Source organism: Pelodictyon phaeoclathratiforme BU-1, from assembly GCF_000020645.1.
GTDB lineage: Bacteria > Bacteroidota > Chlorobiia > Chlorobiales > Chlorobiaceae > Chlorobium > Chlorobium phaeoclathratiforme.
The window spans coordinates 424,771-448,649 of record NC_011060.1; the positions used below are offsets into that span (position 1 = coordinate 424,771).

Annotated in this window: 22 protein-coding genes; 7 read left to right on the forward strand and 15 right to left on the reverse strand. The window is 48.6% G+C overall.

Going from position 1 to position 23,879, the window contains the following annotated elements:
* Positions 1–10: 10 nt before the first annotated feature.
* From PPHA_RS14435 to PPHA_RS02210, 3 genes are all read right to left on the reverse strand, one after another.
* A complete protein-coding gene (locus PPHA_RS14435) occupies positions 11–394 on the reverse strand; it encodes a hypothetical protein (protein ID WP_012507261.1) in 384 nt (127 codons plus the stop codon).
* A gap of 66 nt (positions 395–460) precedes the next feature.
* A complete protein-coding gene (locus PPHA_RS02205) occupies positions 461–1,003 on the reverse strand; it encodes an RNA polymerase sigma factor (RefSeq protein WP_012507262.1) in 543 nt (180 codons plus the stop codon).
* 17 nt (positions 1,004–1,020) lie between these two features.
* Complete coding sequence (locus PPHA_RS02210) at positions 1,021–2,403, reverse strand: phosphoglucomutase/phosphomannomutase family protein (protein ID WP_012507263.1); 1,383 nt, start codon at positions 2,401–2,403, stop codon at positions 1,021–1,023.
* 88 nt (positions 2,404–2,491) lie between these two features.
* Between PPHA_RS02210 and lpxB the strand changes: the two genes are divergently transcribed.
* Together lpxB and PPHA_RS02220 are read left to right on the forward strand one after the other, a co-directional pair.
* Positions 2,492–3,634, forward strand: a complete 1,143-nt coding sequence (lpxB, locus tag PPHA_RS02215; RefSeq protein ID WP_012507264.1) for a lipid-A-disaccharide synthase — start codon at positions 2,492–2,494, stop codon at positions 3,632–3,634.
* A gap of 106 nt (positions 3,635–3,740) precedes the next feature.
* A complete protein-coding gene (locus PPHA_RS02220; protein ID WP_012507265.1) occupies positions 3,741–4,028 on the forward strand; it encodes a hypothetical protein in 288 nt (95 codons plus the stop codon).
* A gap of 3 nt (positions 4,029–4,031) precedes the next feature.
* On the opposite strand, the gene PPHA_RS02225 is transcribed toward PPHA_RS02220, so the two are convergent.
* From PPHA_RS02225 to ychF, 6 genes are all read right to left on the reverse strand, one after another.
* On the reverse strand, positions 4,032–4,370 hold the full coding sequence (locus PPHA_RS02225; protein WP_012507266.1) for a hypothetical protein: 339 nt from the start codon (positions 4,368–4,370) through the stop codon (positions 4,032–4,034).
* A gap of 78 nt (positions 4,371–4,448) precedes the next feature.
* On the reverse strand, positions 4,449–7,349 hold the full coding sequence (locus PPHA_RS02230) for a tetratricopeptide repeat protein (protein ID WP_150085552.1): 2,901 nt from the start codon (positions 7,347–7,349) through the stop codon (positions 4,449–4,451).
* The gene (locus PPHA_RS02235) at positions 7,273–9,243 is read right to left on the reverse strand and encodes an FAD-dependent oxidoreductase (protein ID WP_012507268.1); all 1,971 of its coding nucleotides are present in this window, start codon (positions 9,241–9,243) and stop codon (positions 7,273–7,275) included. The genes PPHA_RS02230 and PPHA_RS02235 overlap by 77 nt, the downstream gene beginning before the upstream one ends.
* 45 nt (positions 9,244–9,288) lie before the next feature.
* Positions 9,289–10,254 carry a 4-hydroxy-3-methylbut-2-enyl diphosphate reductase gene (locus PPHA_RS02240; protein WP_012507269.1) on the reverse strand — a complete coding sequence of 322 codons (966 nt, stop codon included), beginning with the start codon at positions 10,252–10,254 and terminating at the stop codon, positions 9,289–9,291.
* Positions 10,255–10,330: 76 nt separating this feature from the next.
* Positions 10,331–11,149 carry a glutamate racemase gene (gene murI / locus PPHA_RS02245; protein WP_041526632.1) on the reverse strand — a complete coding sequence of 273 codons (819 nt, stop codon included), beginning with the start codon at positions 11,147–11,149 and terminating at the stop codon, positions 10,331–10,333.
* A 122-nt stretch (positions 11,150–11,271) separates the two neighbouring features.
* Complete coding sequence (ychF, locus tag PPHA_RS02250) at positions 11,272–12,363, reverse strand: redox-regulated ATPase YchF (protein ID WP_012507271.1); 1,092 nt, start codon at positions 12,361–12,363, stop codon at positions 11,272–11,274.
* A gap of 117 nt (positions 12,364–12,480) precedes the next feature.
* Between ychF and cmk the strand changes: the two genes are divergently transcribed.
* Together cmk and rpsA are read left to right on the forward strand one after the other, a co-directional pair.
* Positions 12,481–13,176: a (d)CMP kinase gene (gene cmk / locus PPHA_RS02255; RefSeq protein WP_012507272.1), complete on the forward strand. Its 696-nt coding sequence runs from the start codon at positions 12,481–12,483 to the stop codon at positions 13,174–13,176.
* A gap of 123 nt (positions 13,177–13,299) precedes the next feature.
* The gene (gene rpsA / locus PPHA_RS02260) at positions 13,300–15,078 is read left to right on the forward strand and encodes a 30S ribosomal protein S1 (protein WP_012507273.1); all 1,779 of its coding nucleotides are present in this window, start codon (positions 13,300–13,302) and stop codon (positions 15,076–15,078) included.
* Positions 15,079–15,258: 180 nt separating this feature from the next.
* Here rpsA and PPHA_RS14440 read toward each other — a convergent pair whose 3' ends face one another.
* The 3 genes from PPHA_RS14440 to era all read right to left on the reverse strand — a co-directional run bounded on the left by PPHA_RS14440 (position 15,259) and on the right by era (position 18,911).
* Positions 15,259–17,076: a S8 family peptidase gene (locus tag PPHA_RS14440; RefSeq protein WP_012507274.1), complete on the reverse strand. Its 1,818-nt coding sequence runs from the start codon at positions 17,074–17,076 to the stop codon at positions 15,259–15,261.
* 678 nt (positions 17,077–17,754) lie between these two features.
* Positions 17,755–17,970: a type II toxin-antitoxin system HicB family antitoxin gene (locus tag PPHA_RS02275; protein ID WP_012507276.1), complete on the reverse strand. Its 216-nt coding sequence runs from the start codon at positions 17,968–17,970 to the stop codon at positions 17,755–17,757.
* Between the two features lie 20 nt (positions 17,971–17,990).
* The gene (gene era / locus PPHA_RS02280; protein WP_012507277.1) at positions 17,991–18,911 is read right to left on the reverse strand and encodes a GTPase Era; all 921 of its coding nucleotides are present in this window, start codon (positions 18,909–18,911) and stop codon (positions 17,991–17,993) included.
* A 105-nt stretch (positions 18,912–19,016) separates the two neighbouring features.
* Here era and rodA point away from each other — a divergent pair, with 105 nt between their 5' ends.
* The gene (gene rodA, locus PPHA_RS02285) at positions 19,017–20,255 is read left to right on the forward strand and encodes a rod shape-determining protein RodA (RefSeq protein ID WP_012507278.1); all 1,239 of its coding nucleotides are present in this window, start codon (positions 19,017–19,019) and stop codon (positions 20,253–20,255) included.
* Positions 20,256–20,312: 57 nt separating this feature from the next.
* Here the strand turns inward: rodA and PPHA_RS02290 are convergent, their stop codons facing one another.
* Complete coding sequence (locus PPHA_RS02290) at positions 20,313–20,768, reverse strand: hypothetical protein (RefSeq protein WP_012507279.1); 456 nt, start codon at positions 20,766–20,768, stop codon at positions 20,313–20,315.
* Between the two features lie 172 nt (positions 20,769–20,940).
* Between PPHA_RS02290 and mtaB the strand changes: the two genes are divergently transcribed.
* On the forward strand, positions 20,941–22,302 hold the full coding sequence (mtaB, locus tag PPHA_RS02295; RefSeq protein ID WP_012507280.1) for a tRNA (N(6)-L-threonylcarbamoyladenosine(37)-C(2))-methylthiotransferase MtaB: 1,362 nt from the start codon (positions 20,941–20,943) through the stop codon (positions 22,300–22,302).
* A gap of 51 nt (positions 22,303–22,353) precedes the next feature.
* On the forward strand, positions 22,354–22,887 hold the full coding sequence (locus PPHA_RS02300) for an adenine phosphoribosyltransferase (protein ID WP_012507281.1): 534 nt from the start codon (positions 22,354–22,356) through the stop codon (positions 22,885–22,887).
* A 262-nt stretch (positions 22,888–23,149) separates the two neighbouring features.
* Here PPHA_RS02300 and PPHA_RS02305 read toward each other — a convergent pair whose 3' ends face one another.
* Entirely contained in the window at positions 23,150–23,458 is a 309-nt protein-coding gene (locus PPHA_RS02305; protein WP_012507282.1) for an HU family DNA-binding protein, read from the reverse strand.
* Between the two features lie 37 nt (positions 23,459–23,495).
* The gene (locus tag PPHA_RS02310; protein ID WP_012507283.1) at positions 23,496–23,867 is read right to left on the reverse strand and encodes a sulfite exporter TauE/SafE family protein; all 372 of its coding nucleotides are present in this window, start codon (positions 23,865–23,867) and stop codon (positions 23,496–23,498) included.
* Between the last annotated feature and the right edge of the window lie 12 nt (positions 23,868–23,879).

Sequence of the window (23,879 nt, forward strand, 5' to 3'; positions counted from 1 at the left end):
TTGTGTCGCTTCAAGGATACTCCTCCCCCCCTGTTTCTGTTGCGGGAGAAGTGGTCGCAGCAGTCTGCTCATAGTAGGCAAACTCCTGACTGCTGTAGTCATCATTCTGACTGTCAAGCAGTTCACTGACAGCCCCTCCTGTTACCTGACGGTTACCATCAAACACCGATACAAGCGCTGAACCGAGATTAACAACAAGCAGGAGAGCCATAAATGCCAGGCGAAAATCAAGACGATCGCCCCTTCGAACCCTGGCTCCCTCTCCGAATTCCCGTTCCACTCTCTCCATCAGCCGTACCCTGAAGAGATGGTGCACCTCAAGAGGCTGCAGCTCATCAAGTAATGCCATGGTCTCAACGACCCTGGCCTCTATATTTTCATCACATTTTTTCATCTGTACACTCCTGTTTCATTGTGTAGGACGACAGGTATGTCAAAACCTTGTGGCTTGAAGAAAAAATCACTGTTCGCTATAGTAGGCATAAAGCTTATCGTGAAGGTTTTTTTTTGCCCTGTGCACCAGGGATTCGACCGCTGATACTGATGTTTTAAGGAGATCAGCGATTTCCTGATTACTGTACCCCTCCTGTTTGCTGAGAAGAAACGCGGTTTTTTGACTGTCGGGAAGCGAATTCAGGGCATTTTGCAATATTCTTGCCTGCTCGCTTCCTGCCAGAGCTTCGGCAGGATTATCCGTGGTGGGGGCAGCAATCTCTTCAGAGGGATCAGAAACACCGATAATTCTTTTCAATGAGCTGAACCGCTTTTTCCTCTTCAAGCGACGCAGGTGATCAAGCGACTTTGTGACGGCGATTCGGTATATCCATGTCGAGAGTTTTGCCTCTTCACGAAACTGCTCAAGAGAGCGAAACACCTCAACAAAAACATCCTGAGCAAGATCCTCTGCATCTTCTCGATTAAAAACAAATCGGTAACAGGTATTGACCACCATCTCCTGATGTTCGGCAACAAGGCCTTTGAACAGCTCTTCGCGGGCTCTCATACCTGACACAAGCCTCTTCAGGCGAGTTTTGCAGCAAAGGCAAGAACTTTGTCAACCTTCTCCTGTGAGTCAGCCTCACAATAGAGACGCAGTATCGGTTCTGTGCCGGATGGGCGGATAAGCATCCATCCACCTTCAAAGTGATATTTGTAGCCATCGAGATTACTGAATTTCAAAACTTTATAACCGGCGATGGTTGCAAGATCTCCCTTTGATGCGCGGTCGATAATGGCCTGTTTTTTTGCATCACTGACATGCAGATCGTGGCGATTGTAACAGAAAAAGCCATACTCATCATAGAGTTCCTGAACCAGCTCCGAAAGAGTCTTTTCGCGGCGCGTCATCATCTCAAGGATCAGCAGGCCAGTATAGACGCCGTCCCGTTCCGGCAGAAACGCCGTAATACCTATGCCGCCCGACTCTTCACCACCCATGAGGATATTATTGGTTGTCATGAGTTTGCTGACATGCTTGAAGCCGACCTGAAGTTCATGCATGAGCAGATGATGCTTCTCGCAGATTTTATCAATGACATCGGTCAGCGCAAATGTTTTGGCGACCTCACCGGTCTGATGCTTCTCCTCGACCAGATCCTTGAGAATAATGGCAAAGAGTTTATGGGAGTCCACAAAGGCGCCATGTTCATCAAGCATACCAATCCTGTCGGCATCACCATCATTGATAATGGCGACATCAGGTTCAACCTCCTTGAAAAATTCGATAAACTCACCGATATACTGAGGCATCGGCTCAGGATTGATCCCTCCAAACCCCGGGTTGATGCTGCAATGGTAGCAACTGAGCATGGACTCATCAAACAGGCTGGTAAGAAGATCCTGTCCGGCGCCATGCATGGCATTATGTGCTATCTTGATGCGTGATTCGCGGATCAGGGGGAGATTGATGCTGCTTTTCAGGTAGTTGAGATAAAATCCCTTCATATCGACCAGCTCAATCAGCTTTTTGTCGGGTACAAGAAGGGTTTGCGGATCGATTTCGAGAAGATGGCTCTCAATTTCAGCAATGACCTCCGGGTGCGCTGGACCACCATAAGAGGCTTTAACCTTGAATCCATTATAGATAGCCGGATTGTGGGAGGCCGTGATGACAATACCACCAGCAAGCTGCTTCGCTTTTGTATAGAGAGAGACGGCAGGTGTTGAGGCAAAACTATCAGACAAAAAGACCTTAAGCCCCTGCGATGAAAAAACTTCCGCAGTATATTCAGCAAACTCTCTCGACATGAAGCGTGTATCGTAGCCAACGCACACCCCCTTCGCCCTGTTCGGGTGGCCGAGAAAATATCGGGCCGAGGCCAGTGCTGCAAGTTTGAGGTTGTCAAACGTATAATCTTTTGCTATAATCGCGCGCCATCCGTCAGTACCGAATTTAACTTGCATTCTTTATTGAATTTGATATAATAAAAAAGAGCCACATCGCTCTAAAATACAGATTCCCGGTCGTTCATCCAATTATCTCTCTTTTTTGATGTCAAAAAAGCTTTTTGTATTAGCAGGTGAGCTCTCCGGTGATATGCATGCAGCCGGAGTCATCACTGAACTGCTGAAAGCAAGGCCTGAACTCAAGGTTTTTGGTATCGGTGGTGAAAAACTGCGCACTCTTGGAGCAGAGTTGCTCTACGACACTGCGCAGATGAGCATCATGGGTTTTCTTGACGTGCTCAAACATGCCGGATTTCTTCGTCGGGTTATTCGGGAACTCAAGGAAGCCATACGTCGTGAAAAACCACAGGCAGCCTTTCTTGTTGACTATCCAGGCATGAACCTCATGATGGCCCGTTTTTTTCATCAACTCGGTATTCCGGTTATCTACTACATCTCCCCCCAGGTTTGGGCATGGAAAGAGGGTCGGGTAAAGGCGATCCGGCGTGATGTTGATCGGCTCCTTGTTATCTTCGATTTCGAGGTTGAATTTTTTCGACGCCATGGTATCAATGCAGAATTTGTCGGTCATCCCGTTATCGAGCAGCTTGCAGAACTCTCACTGCCATCCAGAGAGCTTTTTGTACAGAGATATAATCTGGCGCCGGATACCCTTCTGATCGGTCTTCTTCCAGGAAGTCGCAAGCAGGAGATTGCTCACATTTTACCGGAAATGCTGAAAGCAGCCCGTCTGCTGAGCCAAAATTACCGTGTGGTTTTTCTCTTCGGACGCGCACCGCACCTCGACGAAGAGGTTTACCATGCATGGTCGGCATATCCGGATCTTTCCGTTATCAACTGTTCGGCTTATGAAGTCATGCAGTACAGCGATCTTGCACTGGTCACCTCTGGTACCGCAACGCTTGAATCACTCTGTTTCGGTGTACCAATGGTAGTTGTCTACAGGACAGGATGGCTTAATTACCTGATTGGTCGTCAGTTGGTAAAGCTGACAAGCATTTCACTTGCCAACATTGTAGCCAAAGGGCTCGGAAGCAGCGAAAGGGCCGTGCCCGAACTTATCCAGCATGAGGCCAGTGGAACGGAGATATACCAGACTGCCTGCACAATCCTTGACGATCCCGAAAAAGCCGGCACGATGCGCCGCGAGCTGCTTGCAGCAAGGGAAAGGCTTGCCAGCGACTCACCTTCACACAAAATTGCGGCGATTCTGCAGGAATATCTTTAACATGATGGAGAATTGTACATCCGTTGGCCCGAAAAGCCGGAACTCCATCTCTTCCGTCATCAGGGTTTACGACTCTTGTTCGTGATCAATAAAAAAAGCTGATACTATGGAAAAAGCAGTTGCATACCTCGTTGGTCATCCTGTACTCTTTATCATTGCCGTCATCATTTCGATCATGATCCTCTTCTCCTTTCTCAGAAGGGTCATGCGGCTCTTTTTTGTTGTTGCAGCCATGCTCATCCTTTATGCCGCCTGGCTCCATTTTACCGGAGGCAACATTCATCAATCCTTTCACCATATCGAACAGGGGTTCCAGAGTGTGATCCATGTTGTTGGAGAGCTGTTCAAGTTCCTCCTTGATTTTTTGAAATCTCCCCAAAAAGGGGGAGTGTAACGCTCAGTTTCCACTTGCAGCAACGTGACGCAGAACTTCCTCGCTTTGCAGTAACCGGTCGTAATACCCGTATTGCTCCATTTTGTCCGATGCAGCCAGATTTGAACTTAAAATTTCGGATTCGGATACATCTGTTTTGGAAGCAATCATGAACTGTTCCGCCATGTCAGAGTAACCCGGATCACCCGGGTTAAAAATAGCGGCTATTATGCCCCCTCCATACTCATCACCAATTTTCTGCGGCGCTCCAGACGAGCATACTGCCAGAGAAACCGTTCCGACAGAGGTAAGCAGCAATGCTTTTACCAGTCTGCAGGAATCATCATTTCCACATATTTTCATAGTGTCATAACTTTATCGTTACGCTATAACAGAGAAGTCTTGCGTTTAGCCTCAATAACCGGTTTTAACTCTACGCTTTTATCGTGTTTTGCCCGTTATGAGCAGGGCTCGTTTTTCAAGCTCCCCTGCGGCCCCATCCCTTCCTGTTTTCCGGTAAAGGAGCGCAAGATTTTGAAGAATTTGTGCAATAACGGGGTGATCGGGGGAAAGTGCGCACTCAACAATAGCGATCGAACGGAGATAGAGTGGCTCAGCCTCGGCATGTTGGCCTTTGGCATCCAGAATTACAGCAAGGTTATTCAGGCAGGTCGCAACGCTTGGATGAAGAGTGCCGAAATTCTTCTCCCTGATTGCAAGTGACCGTTTAACGCAATCCTCAGCCTCATGATCGTCTTTGCTGGCGAGGTACCCTTCTGCATGGTTGTTCAGGGCGACCATATGGCTGTCGTGATGCGTTGCATCAACATTCTCCATGATGGCCATCGCATCGCTGTAAAGAGGCGCGGCCTCGGCATGGCGGCCTCCAGCAGAGTAAAGCGCCGCAAGGTTGTTCATGCTTATTGCTGTATCAAGGCTTTTCGGGCCAAAGAGCCTCTTCGTGATGTCGAGAGCTCGGAGATAGAGCGGCTCGGCTACAGCATACTCTCCCTGATCGGAGTAGAGCAGGGCAAAATTGTTAAGAGTCAGGGCAATATCGGGATGAAGGGGAGGAAAGAGCTTTTCCCGTATGTCGAGAGAACGGCGGTAAAGAGGAGCAGCTTCACGGTATCTGGCCTGAATGCGAAACAACTCTGCCATGTTATTCAGACTTGTTGCGATATCGGGGTGAAGAGGAGCAAACAACTTCTCCCGTAGAGCCAGAGAACGGGTCAAAAGCGCCTCGGCCTGTGTATACTTGCCCAGGATAGTGTAAAGCACCCCAAGGTTATTCAGGCTTGTTGCCAGATCAGGGTGTTCAGGAGTGAGTACTTTTTTCCTGATGGCGAGCGCACGTTGGGAGAGAGGTAACGCTTCAGCATATCTTCCCTCACTTTTGTAGAGTGCCGCAAGGTTACTCAGACTCGTTGCGACATCAGGGTGTACAGCGCCAAAGAGCTTCTCCCTGATTTTCAGTGAACGTATGAAGAGAGGTGCTGCCTCAGCGTATTTTCCCTGATTTTTTTTCAGGACGCCTGTGTTGCAGAGGCTCAGGGCAACATCGGGGTGTTCCGGGCCAAAGAGCCTCTCCCTCATGGCCAGCGCACGGCGGTTGCAGGAGTCGGCCTCTGCATACCGGCCCTGAATGCGCATCAATTCTGCAAGGTTATTGAGTGTCGTTGCAACTTCAGGATGATCAGGGTGAAGAGGGCCAACAAGCTTATCGTGAATGGCAAGCGCCTGGCGGTAGAGTGGTTCGGCCTTTTGATATTGTCCGAGGGTAAAGTAAAGCCCTGCAAGATGGTTCATGCTCAACCCTGTATCATGATGCTCGGTACCGAGAAGCTTTGTCAGGGTGGCCAGCGCAACCTCGTGGAGAGGAAGAGCTTCTGCCATGCGGCCCATGCTGACGTACAGCTCTGCAAGATTGTGCATACTTTTTGCCACATAAGGGTGTTGCAGGCCAAAGTTTTTTTCTCTGATGGCCAGTGCGCGCATCGACAGTGGCAACGCTTCAGCATATTTCCCCTCACTTTTACAGATTAATGCAAGGTTGCTCAGACTTGTGGCTACTTCAGGGTGAAGAGGGCCAAGCAGCTTCTCCCTGATGGCCAGCGCCCGGCGGCAGAGCGGTTCAGCTTTGGCGTACCTTCCCTGATTGTTATAGAGGAGTGCAAGGTTGTTCAGGTTTGTGGCCACCAAAGGGTGTTCAAGGCCAAAAGCGCGCTCCCGGAGAGCAAGAGCTCGCAAAGAGAGAGGTTCAGCTTCAGCATACCGGCCTTCAGAGCGGTAGAGTTCCGACAAGTTGTTGAGCGCCCTTGCTGCATCTGGCTCGGCGCTGCCTGGATTGTTTTCCCAGATATCAAGAGCACGGAGGTAGAGTGGTTCAGCTTCGGCATACCTTCCCCGGTCATAGAAAACTCTTGCAAGATTGTTCAGACTCTGGGCAATATCGGGGTGATTCTCTCCGAAAAGTTGTTCCCGGATGGCAAGCGAGCGTTTGCAGAGAGACTCAGCCTCTGCATAGTGACCCTGCATATAGTACAGCTCGCTCATATTGTTCAGGATCAGGGCAAACTCCGCATTGAGAGAACCGAACATCCGCTCCTGTATGGCAAGCGCACGGGTCAGAAGAGGCTCTGCTTCGGCATATTTTCCTTCGGCATTGTATAACATGGCCAGATTGTTGAGACTCACGGCCACATCGGCATGATCGGGGCCAAGCAGCTTCGTGCGAATATCGAGAGCCCGGAGGTAAAGTGGTTCAGCCTCAGCATACCGTCCCTCGACAAAGTAGAGAGCCGCAAGGTTGTTCAGGCAGAGCGTCAGATCGGTTTGAGCAAGGCTGGAATCCGATACCTCAAGCGCTTTCTTGGCTTTGATGATCTCTTGTTCGTAGCTTTTTGCCGAATAGAGCCTGTCGGCATCGCTATTGACTGCCGCATGGAGCGTCTCGTTACACTCAATCGTGAAAAAGATGAAAAGGCGGACAAAAATTGCCAGAATCACCCCGGAAGTGAAGAGAGACGAAGGCGCCTTTTGAGAGCTACCCTCAGGTGACTGACAGGGCGTCAATCCATTGCAGCCGAAAACGCACATGTACAGAAGAGAGAGCGTTGCCTGAAAGATGTTGATGATCCTGACCCCGGACGACCCCGGACGCTTTAAAATACGAAGTGTTTGGCTGAAAAAAAACCGGAAGAGTACTTTTTTTTTATCGATTGGGCCTGCTGTGGCTATGGCAAGTGAGTGCGCCCGGTTTGTATCAGGAGAGGCCCGGGGGGCGCGACAATGCTCCTGTGGGGCAGCTTTCAGCCATGACGGCAATGTCGATAGCTCCATCAAACTCCTCAAGCATCCGCACACAGATGCCACAGTCAACGCACTTTTCGCGTTCCATGCCCATATCGGCATTTTCTGCCCGGTAAAACCCCTGATGATCATGCTTTTGTGCAGCTTCAACGGGCAGGTAACGGGAGGCGAGTACCCGCAACCGACAATCGTTGACGGCATTGCAGCGGCATTGCAGGCAGCGCAGCGCCTCCTCACGGGCCTGGGTTTCCGTGTATCCTGTAACCACTTCGCAGAAGCTGTTGGTGCGATCGGTCGGCAGCAGTTCAGCCAGAGCCACCCTTTCTGCCGGTTCAGCCTTGTCGTAGAATGCCCCTGGAGCCTCATCACGCGCTCCATAGGAGGAGTTAAAAGAGGCTTTCGGAACCGTAACGGCTTCATCCCCCAAAAAAAGGTTGATGGCATAAGCAGCCCGTTTTCCCTGCTCAACGGCCTGGATGGCCGTATCAGCCCCGGTTACACAATCTCCACCTGCAAACAGCCAGGGTCTTGCCGATTGCAGGGTCTCGGGGTGAACCAGCACTTCACCGTGCTCCGTGCTGCCGATACCGGCATGATCTGCTACAGAGCGGTCAATCTGCTGCCCGATAGCCGAGATGACCGTGTCGGCCATGATGGTGAATTCCGATCCCTCAACAGGTACCGGTCTCCTTCGCCCCGATTGGTCAGGCGCGCCTGGCTTCATCATGATAGCCGTTATTTCAAGAGCATCATTCAGCCTCCTGATTGCAGTCGGGGCAGCCCATTCAACAAGCGAGATCCCTTCAGACAGAGCCTCATCGATTTCAGATGCGTTGGCAGGCATCTCTTTTCTTGAACGGCGGTAGAGGATGGTAACCGTAGAAGCTCCAAGACGCATTGCGCTTCTTGCCGCATCAATGGCGGTGTTGCCTCCACCGGTAACGACGACCCGCCCCTCCAAATGAGGCTGATCATCTAAAGCAACCCTTCGCAGAAAGGCGATGCCGCTCGTCACGCCAGGCTCATCTTCACCGGCAATATGCATTTTCGAAGCCTTTTGGGCGCCAATCGCAAGAAAAACAGCATCAAATTGAGCCTGAAGCGTTTCAAGGGTGACCTCTTGACCGAAAGTGGTATTGAAACGGAACTCCAGACCCATCTCGAGCAGGGGAGCAATGTCACTGTCGATAACGGTTTCAGGAAGCCGGAAGCGGGGAATGCCGTAGCGCAGCATTCCGCCAGCCTCCTCACTCGACTCGAGAATGGTCACCCCATGTCCCTTGCTGAGCAAAAACCAGGCAGCGGAAAGGCCGGCAGCTCCGGCGCCGACAATGGCCACTTTTTTCCCTGTTTTCGGAGCAATTTCAGGGATGAACCGCTCGGGTTGCGCCGAATCCCTGTCGGCAGCATAGCGTTTCAGGGCACAGATCGAGACCGGCTGGTCTACACCGTGCCGGCGGCACTCATCCTCGCAGGGAGCCGGGCAGATACGACCGAGAATTCCGGGGAGAGGAATGCTCTGCTTGATAATCCGTATGGCCTCACGCTCATCATGGCGGGCAATGGCCGCGACAAAATCCGGGATATTGCAACCTGCAGGGCAGGAGAGCTCACAAGGCCCCATGCAATCACCTCCATGCTCTTCAATGATCCGTTCAAGGCTCTGACGCCTCATGGCGCTGATCTCCGCGTTGTCCGTTTCAATAACCATCCCCTCGGAAGCCAGTGTATCACATGCCGGAACAAAGCGATTTTTGCCCTTGATCTCAACAATACACATCCAGCACGACCCCGTCTCGTGCAGGGAGTTGAGAAAGCAGAGCGTTGGAATCGTGATACCAGCCTCCGCAGCCGCTTCAAGAATCGAAGTTCCCTGTGCTGTTGTAACTGCCTGCTGATCGATGATAAGAGAGAGCTGCTTCATGGGTATAAACAAAAAACGTTCCGGATTGTTGTGCGTTGATGGCCCTTACTGTGCAAAGTTCTTTTCAAGATGGAGAGCGACTTTTTCAAGATGCCACATAGGCGTTGAGGTGGCGCCGCATACGCCCACCGTCGCCACAGCCCTGCCGTCACTGTTGCGTAACCATCTCTCCTCAATCTCCTCAATCTCTTCGATAAAATAGCTCCGGGGATTTGCCTCCTTGCAGATATGGTAGAGTACCTGCCCGTTAGAACTTTTTTTCCCGGCCACAAAAATGACAACATCATTGGCAAGGGAAAAGTCATGCAACTTCTGGTTTCGACTCGATACCTGGCGGCAGATGGTATCTTTGAAGAGCAGCGAAGGCATGGAGAGCACTCCGGTCATCGCGGCAGTGATATCGATATCGCGAATGGCCATCCATGCGCTCTTTTCACTGGAGAGGTATTGAGCGAAACGTGCCTCAAGAAGCGCTTTCAGCTCGTAAAATCCCGGAACATCCATGGTGGTCTGAGAGATGAGCGCACTTTTTTTTGCGAGGTCAAGTCCCTTTAACTCATCAGGATCACTGAGATCAGCATGTTTGATAATGACAGCCTGGTTGTTGCATTGGCCGTTGATACCGATAACTTCCGGATGGCTCTGTTTGCCATAGATGATAATCTGGTAACCCAGCTCAAAAAGTAATCTTGTTGTGCGTTGCAGTCGGGAGACGACCGGGCAGGTGGTGTCGGTAACCGTCAGATTATTTTCACGCGCAATCCTGTAGGTTGAGGGAGGCTCTCCATGTGCCCTGATAAGGACGTGAGCATCTCTGAGCTCCCTGAAAGCCCTTTCATCAACGGTTACAAGGCCGAGAGCTTCAAGCCGTTTCACCTCGACCTCATTATGGACAATATCACCGAAAGAGTATAATCCACCCTCCTGCTGGAGCTTTTCTTCGGCGGCATAGATAGTTCCCTGAACTCCAATGCAGAAGCCTGATGAAGTTCTGTCGAGGTTTATGTTCACGCTGTGCACACATTAAATGATCAATAGGGAGAAGTCAAAAGTAACAAGTATGAAGGCAAAAGGCAAAAGCGATCTGCTATACTTCCACCAGTTCAACATCGGGCAATTCGGAGCCCATGAAGAGCTGGTAGAGCATGCTGAATTTCTGTGGCAGATCGCTGACCAGAAGGTGCGGTGCAGATACCTTCAGGGAAGAGGAAAGATGGCCCGATTCCTCAAGGAGCTCTCTCGTTCTGAGGGCAACAGCTTCAGCCGAGTCGATGATACGGATTTCAGGGCCAACAATCTCTTCAATCACCTTGCGCAGAATCGGATAGTGTGTACAGCCCAGTACCAGCGTATCGATTCCCTCTCTGGTAATTTCTGCCAGATACTCTTCAGCGATAAGCCTTGTTGCCAGATGGTCAATAAACCCCTCCTCAGCCAGCGGCACAAAAAGAGGACAGGCTCGCGAAACAACCTCGATCTCCGAATTAAATTCATTGATCGCAATACCATAGGCATTCGAAGAGACCGTTGCCCGGGTGCCGATAACCCCGATCCGGTTGTTTCTTGTCACCTCGGTGGCAAGCCTGGCGCCCGCCCTCAGAACCCCGGTAACAGGGATCACGCCGCATGATTTCTGAACGACATCAAGGGCAAGAGCAGAGACCGTATTGCAGGCCACAATGATTATTTTCGGCTGATAGCGCATAAGCATAGCCGTATCGTCGGCAGCATACTTCCTGATGGTAACCTGTGATTTCGGCCCATAGGGTACCCTTGCCGTATCGCCAAAATAGAGAATGCGCTCGAACGGCAAAGCCGCCTGTACAGCCTTCACAACAGTCAGCCCGCCAATACCAGAATCAAAAATACCTATGGGAGCCTCAGTGGTAACTTTATGGTGCAGCATCATATATAAAAAGAGTACGCAAAAAAGGTAAAAAGCGCCGTAAAAAGTGATCATCCCCTCTCCATAGAACCCATAAGTCCCATGACTCCCATAAGTCCCATATCCCCTATTCTCTTCAAAAATCAAACATTAAACCGAAAAACAATAACATCCCCATCCCTCACAATATACTCCTTCCCCTCCGAGCGAAGCTTGCCCGCCACCTTCACCTTCTGCTCTGAACCAAGTTCAATAAGGTCACGGTAGTACATCACCTCAGCCCGGATAAACCCCTTTTCAAAATCAGAGTGGATTGCACCGGCAGCTTCCGGCGCAGCGGCACCCTTCCGAATCGTCCAGGCATGAACCTCCTTTTCACCTGCGGTAAAATAGGTCTGCAGGCCAAGCAGGTCATAGGCGGTCTTGATCAGCCGGTCGAGACCGGAGAGATGCAGGCCAAGACTTTCAAGAAACTCCGGTCTCTCCTCCTCGGGCAGTTCAGCTATCTCTGCCTCGGTTTTTGCACTGATGATCAGCATTTTTGAGCCCGATGCTTCCGCTATTTCAGCAACCTTTCTGGTGAAGTGGTTTCCATCCGGAAGGTCGGTCTCAGCAACATTTGCAGCAAAGAGGATTGGTTTCGACGACAGGAGAAAGAACTGCCGGGCAATTGCCTGCTCCTCCGGGGTTTCAATGATCTTGCGGACAGGAATGCCATCACTGAGCCCACTGATAATTTTTTCCGCCACGTCAAGCTGCAGGAGCAGCTCTTTATCCTTTCGTGCATTTTTCCGGAGTCGGTCAATCCGGCGCTCCATACTGTCAAGATCGGCCAGCATCAGCTCCGTTTCAATCGTGACGATATCATCAGCAGGATCTATTCTCCCCTCAACATGGATGATATTGTCATCTTCAAAACAGCGGACAACATGGACGATAGCATCAACCTCCCTGATATGGGAAAGAAACTGGTTTCCAAGCCCTTCGCCCTTGCTTGCCCCTTTGACCAGACCGGCGATATCAACAATTTCAAGAGTTGCCGGTACCAGCGTTGGTGTTTTTACGACATCAGCAATCTGCTGCATCCGTTCGTCCGGTACAAGGACGGTTCCCACATTGGGCTCAATGGTACAAAAGGGATAATTTGCCGCTTCAGCCTGTTTGGCCGTGATGGCATTGAAAAGCGTGGACTTTCCGACATTTGGCAATCCGACAATGCCGCAGCGAAGTGACATAAAAAATATTTTTTGAATGAGTGGCCGTGACAAAAATAAGGGTTTTAACATGTAACCAATATGTTTGGAAAAAGCAAATATTTTTTATAAAATAGCAGGCTAAATCAAAATGCTCAAGTGAAACAGGAAACGGGAAAAAAACGTATCATTATTGCCATTGACGGTCCGGCTGCATCCGGAAAAAGTACTACAGCACGCAAGGTCGCGCACCTGCTCGGGTACACCTATATTGATACCGGCGCCATGTACCGGAGTGTAACTCTCAAGGCTCTGAAGCAGGGAGTTCTTGATAGCCTGCACCATTCCCCCGAGAGCGTTTCCGGTTTGCTTCACGATATTGTCATCCATTTTGAGGGCGACCACGTTTTTCTTGATGGCGAGGATGTCACTGCCGAAATCAGATCGAACCAGGTGAGTCGCGAAGTCAGTTTTATCAGTTCACTCAAACCGGTACGTGACCGACTTCGTGAGATGCAGCAGCATCTCGGCCGTCAGCGGGGCGTTGTCATGGATGGGCGCGACATCGGCACCGTTGTCTTTCCCGATGCAGAGCTGAAAATCTATCTTGTTGCAGACGCCCGCGAAAGGGCCAAAAGGCGCCATGCCGAACTGACGGCAAAGTCTGCCGAAGGTGTTGAGCTGCCAGATCTTGACTCGCTTGAACAGGAGATAACGAAAAGGGACCGGGATGATGCCGAAAGAGAACATGCCCCCTTGAAAAAACATCCCGAAGCCTATGAAATTGATACATCAGCAATGACCATCGAGCGTCAGGTAGAGATGGTCTGCCAACTTGCGCGGGCAAGGGAGTGACGGGAGCCCCGACAGATATTACAAGAAGACAACACAAATAATTTTTTATTAAACCATAAAACCGCCAGGCCGATATCTCTCGCGGCAGGCAGGCTAACCTACAAGAGAGGAAGGAAAAAATTAATGGCAGAAGCATTCACACAGGAAAAAAAGGTCAAGGAAAGACCGGCAAGAAAAAAACTCAAATTTTTTGCGCATTACGAGCCCGCTGAACTTGCATTGATGGAGCAGCTTTATTCAAGCACGCTCAACGAAATCACCGAAGACGAAATTATCAAGGGCAGAATTGTCTCGATATCCAACAAGGATGTTACCATTGATGTTGGTTTCAAGTCGGAAGGTATCGTCTCTCTGCTTGAATTCAGGGCTGAAGATGAAGTACAGGTAGGCGATGATGTTGAAGTCTATCTTGAGAACATCGAAGACAAGATGGGACAGCTCATTCTTTCCAAGAAGAAAGCCGATGTTCTGAGAATCTGGGACAAGATCTATGATTCAATCGAGAACGATACCATCATCAATGGCAAGATCATCAATCGTGTCAAGGGTGGCATGACGGTCTCCCTTTCTGGTGTCGAAGCCTTCCTTCCCGGTTCGCAGATTGATGTAAAGCCGGTTCGTGATTTCGATGCCCTTGTTGGCCAGACCATGGACTTCAGGGTTGTCAAAATCAATCCGGTTACCCAGAATATTGTTGTCAGCCATAAAGTTATTCTCGAAGAGGCTTATGCCGCCCGTCGTGAAGAGATGCTCGCCAACATCAAGGTTGGCATGGTACTCGAAGGCACAGTCAAGAACATCACCGACTTCGGTATCTTTGTCGATCTTGGCGGTCTGGACGGTCTGGTACACATTACCGATATCACCTGGGGCAGAATCAACCATCCTTCAGAGGTTGTTGATCTTGACCAGCCCATCAAGGTTGTGGTTGTCGGCTTTGACGAGAACACCAAGAGAGTCTCTCTTGGCATGAAACAGCTTGAATCACATCCTTGGGAAAATATCGAGGTCAAATATCCCGTCACATCCAAGGCACAGGGTCGTGTTGTCTCCATTACCGATTACGGCGCTTTTGTTGAAATCGAAAAGGGTATCGAAGGCCTCGTCCACATCTCGGAAATGAGTTGGACCCAGCACATCAAGCATCCAGGGCAGTTCGTCACCTTGGGGCAGGAAGTCGAATGTGTGATCCTCAATATCGACAAGGATCATACCAAGCTCTCCCTCTCCATGAAACGGGTGAACGAAGATCCATGGATTGCCCTTTCAGAAAAATATATCGAAGGTTCACTGCACAAGGGAACAGTCAGCAACATCACCGATTTCGGTGTCTTTGTTGAGCTTGAGCCCGGTGTTGACGGTCTGGTACACATTTCCGACCTCTCATGGACCAAAAAAATCCGTCATCCAAGTGAACTGGTCAAAAAGAACCAGGATCTGGAAGTCAAAGTACTCAAGTTTGACGTACATGCACGCCGTATTGCCCTCGGTCACAAGCAGATCAACCAGGATCCCTGGGACGAGTTCGAGCAGAAATATGCAGTAGGCGCCGAAACACCCGGAGAGATCTCACAGATCATCGAGAAAGGCGTTATTGTCATTCTTCCTGGAGATGTCGATGGATTTGTTCCAGTATCACATCTGCTTCAGGGTGGCGTAAAGGATATTCACTCATCCTTCAAGATTGGTGATGCCCTGCCGCTTCGTGTCATTGAATTCGACAAGGAGAACAAGCGCATCATTCTCTCAGCCCTTGAGTACTTCAAAGACAAAAACAAGGAAGAGATCGAAGCCTACCTGGCAGCTCATCCCAATGAGAAAAAAGAGATTGAGGCAGCAACCGCTGAACTCGAACCTCCGGTCAAATCCAGCGAGAAAAAAGTGAGCGAAAGCGTTAAATAAGTCACTCTTCTTTCCTGCACGTTGTAACAAAAAAGCCTTCTCTTCATCAGGGAAGGCTTTTTTGCTATGGGTAGGAGCATCCGTCAAATCGGAAGGTTTAACTTCGATCAGTCTGCGTAATGCCAAGAATATCTGACACTCTTGAGGTTGTCATCAATATCATCAATAACCAATGCCAAATCAGCTATCGACCAGAGTAAGTGTAAAGCTGTTTTTTCCCCGGTTATACCCGTGATACTCAATCTCCTCAATACAGTACTCAAATTCCAGGCTGTAAGTGCCGGGGGCTGTATCACTTGTAATCAACGCATACTCTCGGGTAGTACACCTTGATGGTCCTAACGTGCCATAGCAAATAAGGCTTGACGCTGCAAGCTCAACTGCCATTTCATTATTAGGGAGTACATAATTTGGTATGATACGTATGGCAATAATCTTCAGACCTTTAAAAGTGATGTTGCAATAGGGGTTGCATGCTGTGATATAGATGATTTCTGTATCATGAGTTTCAATTTGGTCCTGAGGTGAGTCACCCCAATGCAGTTTAAAGCATGGCTCCAGACTGGGGGAAATCGTTACTTCTGTGCACTCATGCAGAGTGCATGCAGGGGGATTACTATTTCCTGCAATGGTAAACTTTTTTCGAATGCTGGCGTAATATAATCGGCGTTCTTCCAGGATTACACGATAACGGCAGGGTGAGCAGCCACATCCGCAAAGAATTTCTTTCAAAAAAGTAAAATCAATGCGGCCTGTTCCGATGTAACGATCGGGATATATGGTGGATACGTAGGTCTGTACTATCTCCAGATACTCAGGTTGCGTAAGCCCGGACAAACGCGAACGGATAATGGCAACCATAGCAGATACATGAGGAGCCGCCATCGAGGTGCCGGATAGTTGCATGAAACCACTTGAATTAACGCTAACTGGCACTGTAGACCAGATATCCTTCCCTGGAGCCGCCACATCGACGACACTTCCCCAGTTTGAGGATAACGAACTGGAAAATATCGCTCGCGCATCGTTTATGTCCGTCGCTGCTACACAAATGACTTGCGGGTCGCTCGCCGGATAATAATTTATTGCATCGACACCATCATTTCCTGCGGCAGCTACAATAACAGGGGGTGGAGTCTGAGCAAGTGCAGCCCCGATAGCTAAAGAGATAACAGGGTCAAATGGTACCTGAACCCCCCAACTACAGTTAATGACATCAGCACCGAGCCCTATTGCCCAGTAAATGCCACTAGCCGCCATGGCGCTTCCCGTTGGCAAACTACCATATATTCTTATTCCCATGAGCTGGGCGGCAGGTGCTGCGCCGATAACGCCATACAGGTTATTTCCACGTGCAGCGACAATACCTGCAACATGAGTACCATGACCAAGAGGATGATAATCTGTAATATCCGATATAGGGCCATTGTTTAAGTTAATGCCATGTACTCCTGGGTAGACTTCCCATAATTGATGCTGGAGCTCCGGGTGTGTTGTGTCAATTCCTGTATCTACAATGGCAACGACCGGACCACATCCTCGTGAGCAATCCCAAACAGCTTCAACATTGGTTTTTTGATGCCCCCAAAGCTGACTGTTCATCGTATCGTTGGGAGGTATCTGGAAGTTAAATAGCTTTACTTCAACTTCTTCTGTCACCGACTCTAATGCATTATTATTTTTGTACTTATGGATAAACGCATTCCGCAATTCCTGAGTCTTGAAGACCACCTGAAAACAGCGATGCAGCTTTTGTTCTTCAGGAATCATGTTTTCATAAGACTCTTTGATGCTCGATTCATCATCTATTTTTTTATCAAATTCCCCTTTGGAGAATGCCGTCAAACGGGCAGGAGAAAAAAAAACGCGCTCGAATGTTACAATACCATCACCCGTTGCGACGCTGCGTGCCTCGTCGAGCAAAAAAATGGTTTTGAAAAACAGGTTGGCTGCGGGTGGCAGAGGGTTACCGTGTTGAGTGTCTGCAGTTGCGTTCATTTTGAAGGCTCCTTAACGTTTAGTGTTCTCAGATATCATGAACTTGAACTCAATTCATCATTATCGTTACTATTGTCGAAGGATAGGCGTAAAGTGTAAGTTGTGTATTGATTGTATGAAATATTTGTGAATAAAGCCAGGTATTTCTGCTTTTTTATGGTGTTGTGTCACGGATGCGCTCATGTCAGGTTTTTATTAACTCTTTTCGATAATTGTTATTATGAGGTAAAAGTGCAAAAAATGCAGACACTTGAATATTTGCATTTGTTATACCCACTTTACAATAACGAAGGAAATAATGCCCTTCGTGTTCGCATTGCGTTTGTGCAGAAAACACTGGCCGAGAGGCTCGGTGTATGTGAGGTGCTTGGGAGTAAGTGTCAAGGAAAGCTTTTATTATGGTCGATCAGGACACAATTGAACTTCGAAGCGTTTTTTTGGGGGGAGAGCGGGGAGAGCGGGCTAATGACTGAAAAGCTCTCGTGGTTAAAGTCCATGCAGCGTAAATCCGGCGGATGCGAGGGTAAGGATTGCGTTCTTACCTGGGGAGATCTCGCCTTATGTCTGAAAGGGCGACGCAGCAATGTGGGGCAAGAAGTCAGCAGAGGCCATAATAGCCCCATGTTATAGTTTTTTTCGCTCAACCACTATATGAAGCTTGCTGTGCACCAAAGTATTTCAGGCATACATAAGACGACGACCATTAGGTTCCGGAATTGGGTCACCGAACTCTGTTGCCGTATCTATCCAAAGAAGCATCGCCTCATTTACATTCGCAAGGGCCTCCTCCTGTGAGGCACCATGTGCCATGCAACCAGGAAGTTCCGGGATTTCAGCAATAAAAGCGCTATCCTCTTCGCTCCAGTATAAGATGGTCTCATATTTGTGTCTCATTTTCGCCCGCCAAAAGGTATTTAATGATATCCGTAACTTTTCAGGAAGTTCTGATTCTTTCGCCAGTCGGGCCGAACCTTGATAAAGAGCTCAAGGAAGACCGGGCGGCCCAGCATCTCCTCAATATCCTTTCTTGCCGTCTGGCCAAGCTTCTTCAGAGCGGCCCCCTTGCTGCCGATCAGAATCTGTTTCTGAGTCTCCCGTTCAACGATAACCGAACAGCGGATAAGATCCTTTCTTGTTGGATCATTTTCGTACTGTTCGCGGAACTCATCAATAACCACTTCGGTAGAGTAGGGAACCTCACGGCCATAGAGCAGAAATATTTTTTCGCGGATAATTTCACTCACGAAAAAGCGTTCCGGAGCCGTACTGAGCGTATCTTCCGGATAGAGCGGATAGTCGAGCGGAAGAAACGGCTGAATGGTCTCGATAAGCTGCGGGAGGTTAGTCGCTTTCAATGCCGAAACCGAGAGCACGGCAGCCGGGTTCCAGCTCTTTCTGACGAACGCCTCAGCCTCCTCCTGACGTTCAGCGCTGACCAGGTCACATTTATTCAGAACAGCAATAACCGGTTTTCCCGCTGGTTTCAGCCAGTTGCCAAAAAGCTCTTCGGCGAAAGGGCGGTCAAAAAAATCCTTTTTTCCTGAAAAGGGGAGCAGGGCAATGACCACATCGGCATCTTTCAGCGTATCGCGGATCACTCCAAGCATCGATTCATGAAGTTTTTGTTGCGGCTTCATGATTCCCGGCGTATCAAGAAAGATAATCTGACACTTTTCGTTATGGTAGATACCGGTAATTTTTTTTCTGGTAGTTTGCGGCTTGGGTGTTACAATGGAGAGCTTGTAGTCGAGCAGCTCGTTAAGCAGGGTAGATTTGCCTGCATTGGGCGGCCCGATGATAATGGCGAAACCGCAGGAAAAAGGAGAAGATGACATGGAACTTTTTTATAAAAGGTTCAATCTGTTTGCACAAATACAATACTGACTATACTAAATTACCATCTGTCATGATAATGAAAAAAGGGTAAGCTCAATACGCAAATGGAAAAACAATCCAAACTTGATCTCTCGCTTCTGCTATCGATGTCGGGGCTTATTGTTTTCGGGCTCATGGCCATTTACAGCGCAACAAACGGAACGGGCGACACAACCCTTTTTTACCGACAGTTGGTCTGGGCTATCGTTGGCGTGGTCGCCTTGCTCTTTGTCTACTATAACGATGTTCGTTTTATCAGGGATAACTCCTATATCTTTTACGCTGTCGGGCTGCTGCTTCTGGTGGCCGTTCTGATTTTTGGTAAAAAAATAGCAGGACAGACAAGCTGGATGAAAATTGGTTTTTTGAGTTTTCAGCCCTCTGAAATAGCCAAGATGGCGACCATTCTTGCACTCGCAAGATTTCTTTCCGATGACGAAACGGACATCAGCTCAATTCCCCATCTGCTGGTTGCCCTTGCAATTCCCTTTTTCCCCGTCCTGCTCATCATGCTGCAACCGGATATGGGAACCATGCTTACCTTTTTGCCCCTGATTGCCTCCATGCTCATTCTTGCAGGATTTGATATCTATGTTCTGATGTTGATTGTTTTTCCCGTCATTCTCATGATTTCCGGTTTCTTCAATATCTATTTTATTTTTGTTCTTGCATTGCTTCTGATGACCATACTACGTCTTCAACATACGAAATTCAACGTTCATCAGTTGTTTGTTATCGGCTCAGGTCTTGCTGCCAGTCTTTTTACCCACAATTTTGCCAGTGAAATTCTCAAGCCTCATCAGATAAAAAGAATTCAGACCTTTATTGATCCCATGTCAGATCCAAGAGGCGCAGGATATAACGCCCTCCAGGCTAAAATAGCGATCAGTTCAGGCGGTTTTTTTGGTAAAGGATTTCTTGAAGGAACTCAGACGCAACTGCGTTTTATTCCCGCACAGTGGACTGATTTTATTTTTTGTGTTATTGCCGAAGAGCTTGGTTTTATTGGAGCATCCCTTTTGATTGCGCTTTTTCTTGCGCTGATTCTCAGAATAATCTGGGCTATTCATTCAATAAACAACAAATTCGTTGAACTCACACTTGCCGGATTCGTTTCGCTCTTATGTGTCCATGTGATTATCAATATTGGTATGACGCTTGGCATGATTCCGGTCATTGGAGTTCCTCTTCCTTTTGTCTCTTATGGCGGCTCTTCTCTGGTCGGAAATATGATTATGGTTGGGCTGGCAATGAATTTCCTTCGGAACAAAAGAACTCTCGGTTATTCCGGAAGGTTGGGATAAAACGAAAAAAGCGCATGGTGATGCGCTTTTTTCCCTGAAAGGCTCCTTCGCAGGAGTTCACCTGATTCTGTAGACAAAACGTTTGCCCTCTTTTCCTGTCGGGACACGGTCGATTTCCGGATCAGCCACCCCATACTTGTTAAACCAGAGGCTCACGGTTGTTCCCTTTATATTCAGTGCCTCAGCAATATCCCGTGGTTTGAAGCTCTTGTCAGGATTCGTCCGGAGCAACTCCTTGATTGATGCGCCAAGCTGGCCGCGTGCAAACTTCGAACTGGCAGTTGGAACAGAAGCAGCTCCCTCAAGCCTCGAAAGGTTTGTTTCAAGCTTTTTTATAACGTTTGCAAGCTCATCTTCCAGGGGCCTCACTTTTTCATTGAACTCTTTCTGAATCAAATTGATCTCTGCCTGCAGATTCTTTTTTTCTTCAACAAGTGACTGAAAATAATCAATCCTTTGAATAAAAAGATCATATTTGTCAGGCGATCCACTCTCTTTTATTATAGCGCTCATGGTACTCTCTCTTTGTGTTTTGAACAGCAATATCGTTATTCGGCTTAAATATATACTAATATCTTTATCCCTGCAAGACGATACTATTGAGTCATCATGGTTTGTCATTTATTGTTTTTTCTTTATAATGACGAGCGCTTTCAGAGTATGACAAAGTGAGAAAAAGAATAATATGAAAGAACATAGCAATAAAAAAGTTGCTGCTGTAACACTTGGATGTAAACTGAACTATGCCGAAACATCCACTATTCTTGATCAATTGTCCAAAAAAGGCTGGCTGTTATCGTCGATTGGGGAGAGAGCAGATCTTATTATTATTCATACCTGTGCAGTGACAAAACAGGCAGAACAGAAATGTCGTCAAAAAATAAGGGCGATTAAAAGAAAAAATCCCTCCAGCAAAATTGCTGTTATTGGTTGTTATTCCCAGTTCAACCCTGAAGCGCTTTCCGCAATAGATGGAATAGATGCAATCCTCGGCAGTAACGATAAATTTGACATAAAACGATATGAAGATATTCTGCTCGGGACGGAGCCATCACCCCTTGTCAGGGTTACGCCAGCCAACACGATTGAAAAGGTATACCCAGGCTATTCACTGCCGGCAGCAGCAAGTTGTGAACGAACCCGTGCATTTTTGAAAATACAGGATGGTTGCGACAATGGCTGTTCCTACTGTGCAATTCCCCTGATCAGGGGAGGGTCACGATCCCTGCCTGCTGCCCATATTGTCGAGCGAGCCCATCTGCTGGCCTCGTCCGGATATCGGGAGATTGTGCTTACCGGTGTCAATACCGGTGATTATCGTTCTGGAGGCCTCAAGCTGAAAGAGCTGTTACGCATGCTTGAAGAGGTCAGTATCAGTCGTATTCGTATCAGCTCCATAGAGCCCGACATTGTTGACCGTGAGCTGATTGCACTTGTTGCAGGATCAAAAAAAATTGTACCCCATTTTCATATTCCCCTTCAAAGTGGTTCCGACAGAATCCTCAGGGCCATGCGCCGCCATTACGATACGGCACTCTATCGCGACCGGGTGTTGATGTCGGTTGAAAACATTGCTGACTGTGCAATTGGAGCCGATGTCATGGTTGGCTATCCAGGAGAAACAGAAGAAGATTTTCTGAAGATGTACCATTTTATTGAAGAACTTCCTCTTGCCTCCCTTCATGTGTTCAGTTGTTCAATTCGTCCCGGAACCCGGCTTGCCCTCCAGATCACAAACAGTGAGCGCAAACCCGTTGAATCCGCAGAGATCGCCCGGCGCTACAGCGAACTTGCAGAGCTTGGCCGTCGGCATGAAGCCCGCTTCAAGGCACGTTATACCGGAAAAGAGTGCATGGTACTCATCGAGCGCTCAAAGCCCGTGGAGGCGGGGCAGCCCGCATACAGCGGTTATACCCGAAACTACCTCAGAGTCCTGGTTGAGAGCAACGAAAGCCAATTGCAACACACCCTTCCAGGAAATGAAGTGCCGGTACGGATCGACTCCCTCGATGAGGATTTGAATTTAAAAGGGAGAGTGCTATCTTGATTTTCATGCCCTGTTCTTCTCTCTTCTTATTAACAAAATCATTCAGAATCCATGCCCATTAAATCCCGTATTCGTTCCATTCCCGACTATCCAAAAAAAGGGATCCTCTTTCGCGATATCACCACACTCATCAAGGATCCGGTTGGTTTCCGGCTGGTTATTGACAGTTTGACGCAGCACTATCTGCAAGAGGGGATGGATTTTGATGTTATCGTCGGTATTGAGGCGCGGGGATTCATTATTGGTGGTGCGCTCTCCTATGCGCTTGGCAAAGGCTTCATTCCCGTCAGAAAGCCCGGAAAACTGCCTGCTGATGTTGTTTCGCAGGAGTACCAGCTTGAGTACGGAAGTGACACGATCGAAATTCATGTAGACGCGCTCGTTGCAGGTCAGAAAGTTCTTCTTGTTGACGATCTGCTGGCAACCGGAGGCACAGCCCTTGCAGCCGCAGCATTGGTAGAAAAGGTTGGCGGCATTGTCGCCGAGATGGCATTTATTGTCAATCTTCCCGACATCGGAGGAGAGAGAAAAATCCTTGAAAAGGGCTACAGCATCTACTCCCTTACCGATTTTGAAGGCGAATAACGAAAAGTTCACCCGATAGCGCATCTCCCTCGCATCGCAAGCTCATGAAACGGCAGTTACGGCTGCCGTTCATCTCCCCTCAGCATGTGCACTCACGACCCCTTCATCTCCTTCAGGGCATCATGCTCCAATTCATTCTGACGCCAGGCTCTTCACTCAGCGTTGCAGGAATGCTGCACGAAAACAACACACCGACAAGCCCTCACATGCTGACGGTCGCGCCCAGGGAACTCCCTGACGGCTATCACCTCTGTTGGCAGAGTTATTCAGTATCGCTCTTCAGGCTTTCACTTACCGCATGTTTGAACTCTTTCGAGATTTTGAATGTCGGCACGTTTTTGGGCTCCACCGTCACCTTCTCGCCTGTTCGCGGGTTTCTTGCCTGACGAAAATTTTTATGCCTGATATTGAATGAGCCAAAACCCCTGATCTCAATTCGCTTTCCGGTTTTCAGTGAATCAATGATGCTTTCAAACAGGCTGTCAACCACCGATTCCGTTTCATTTTTTGTCAAGCCGGTTTTGTGCGCGATAACATTGACAAGATCAGCCTTTGTGGTCGTTTTTCCCATGGTAATGGACGGTTCAGATTATTAATGAAGTATCTGCTTATTTAAACCAAAGATGAAGAGCGACAATTCCCATAAAAACAGCAAAAGCCTTGCGGAGAGTATCACTTGAAAGATGGATTGCTATTTTAGCTCCAAAATAGGCCCCTGTAAAGAGCCCGGCGGCAATAAGAAGAGCAATCCAGATGTTCGTTGTCGAAATTTTTCCGGAATGATAATACTCAATCACTCCAAGCAGACCAACCGGCAGAAGCAGCGCCACAAGCGACGTAGCAATAGCGCTCTGCTGCGTCATGCCAAAGAGCAGCACCAAAGCAGGGACAATGATGATGCCTCCTCCGACGCCGAACATGCCCGAAAGGATACCAGCCGAAACGCCGAGAAAAAGCAAAGCAGCGATATGCATTGGCATTTTTGCAGTGAT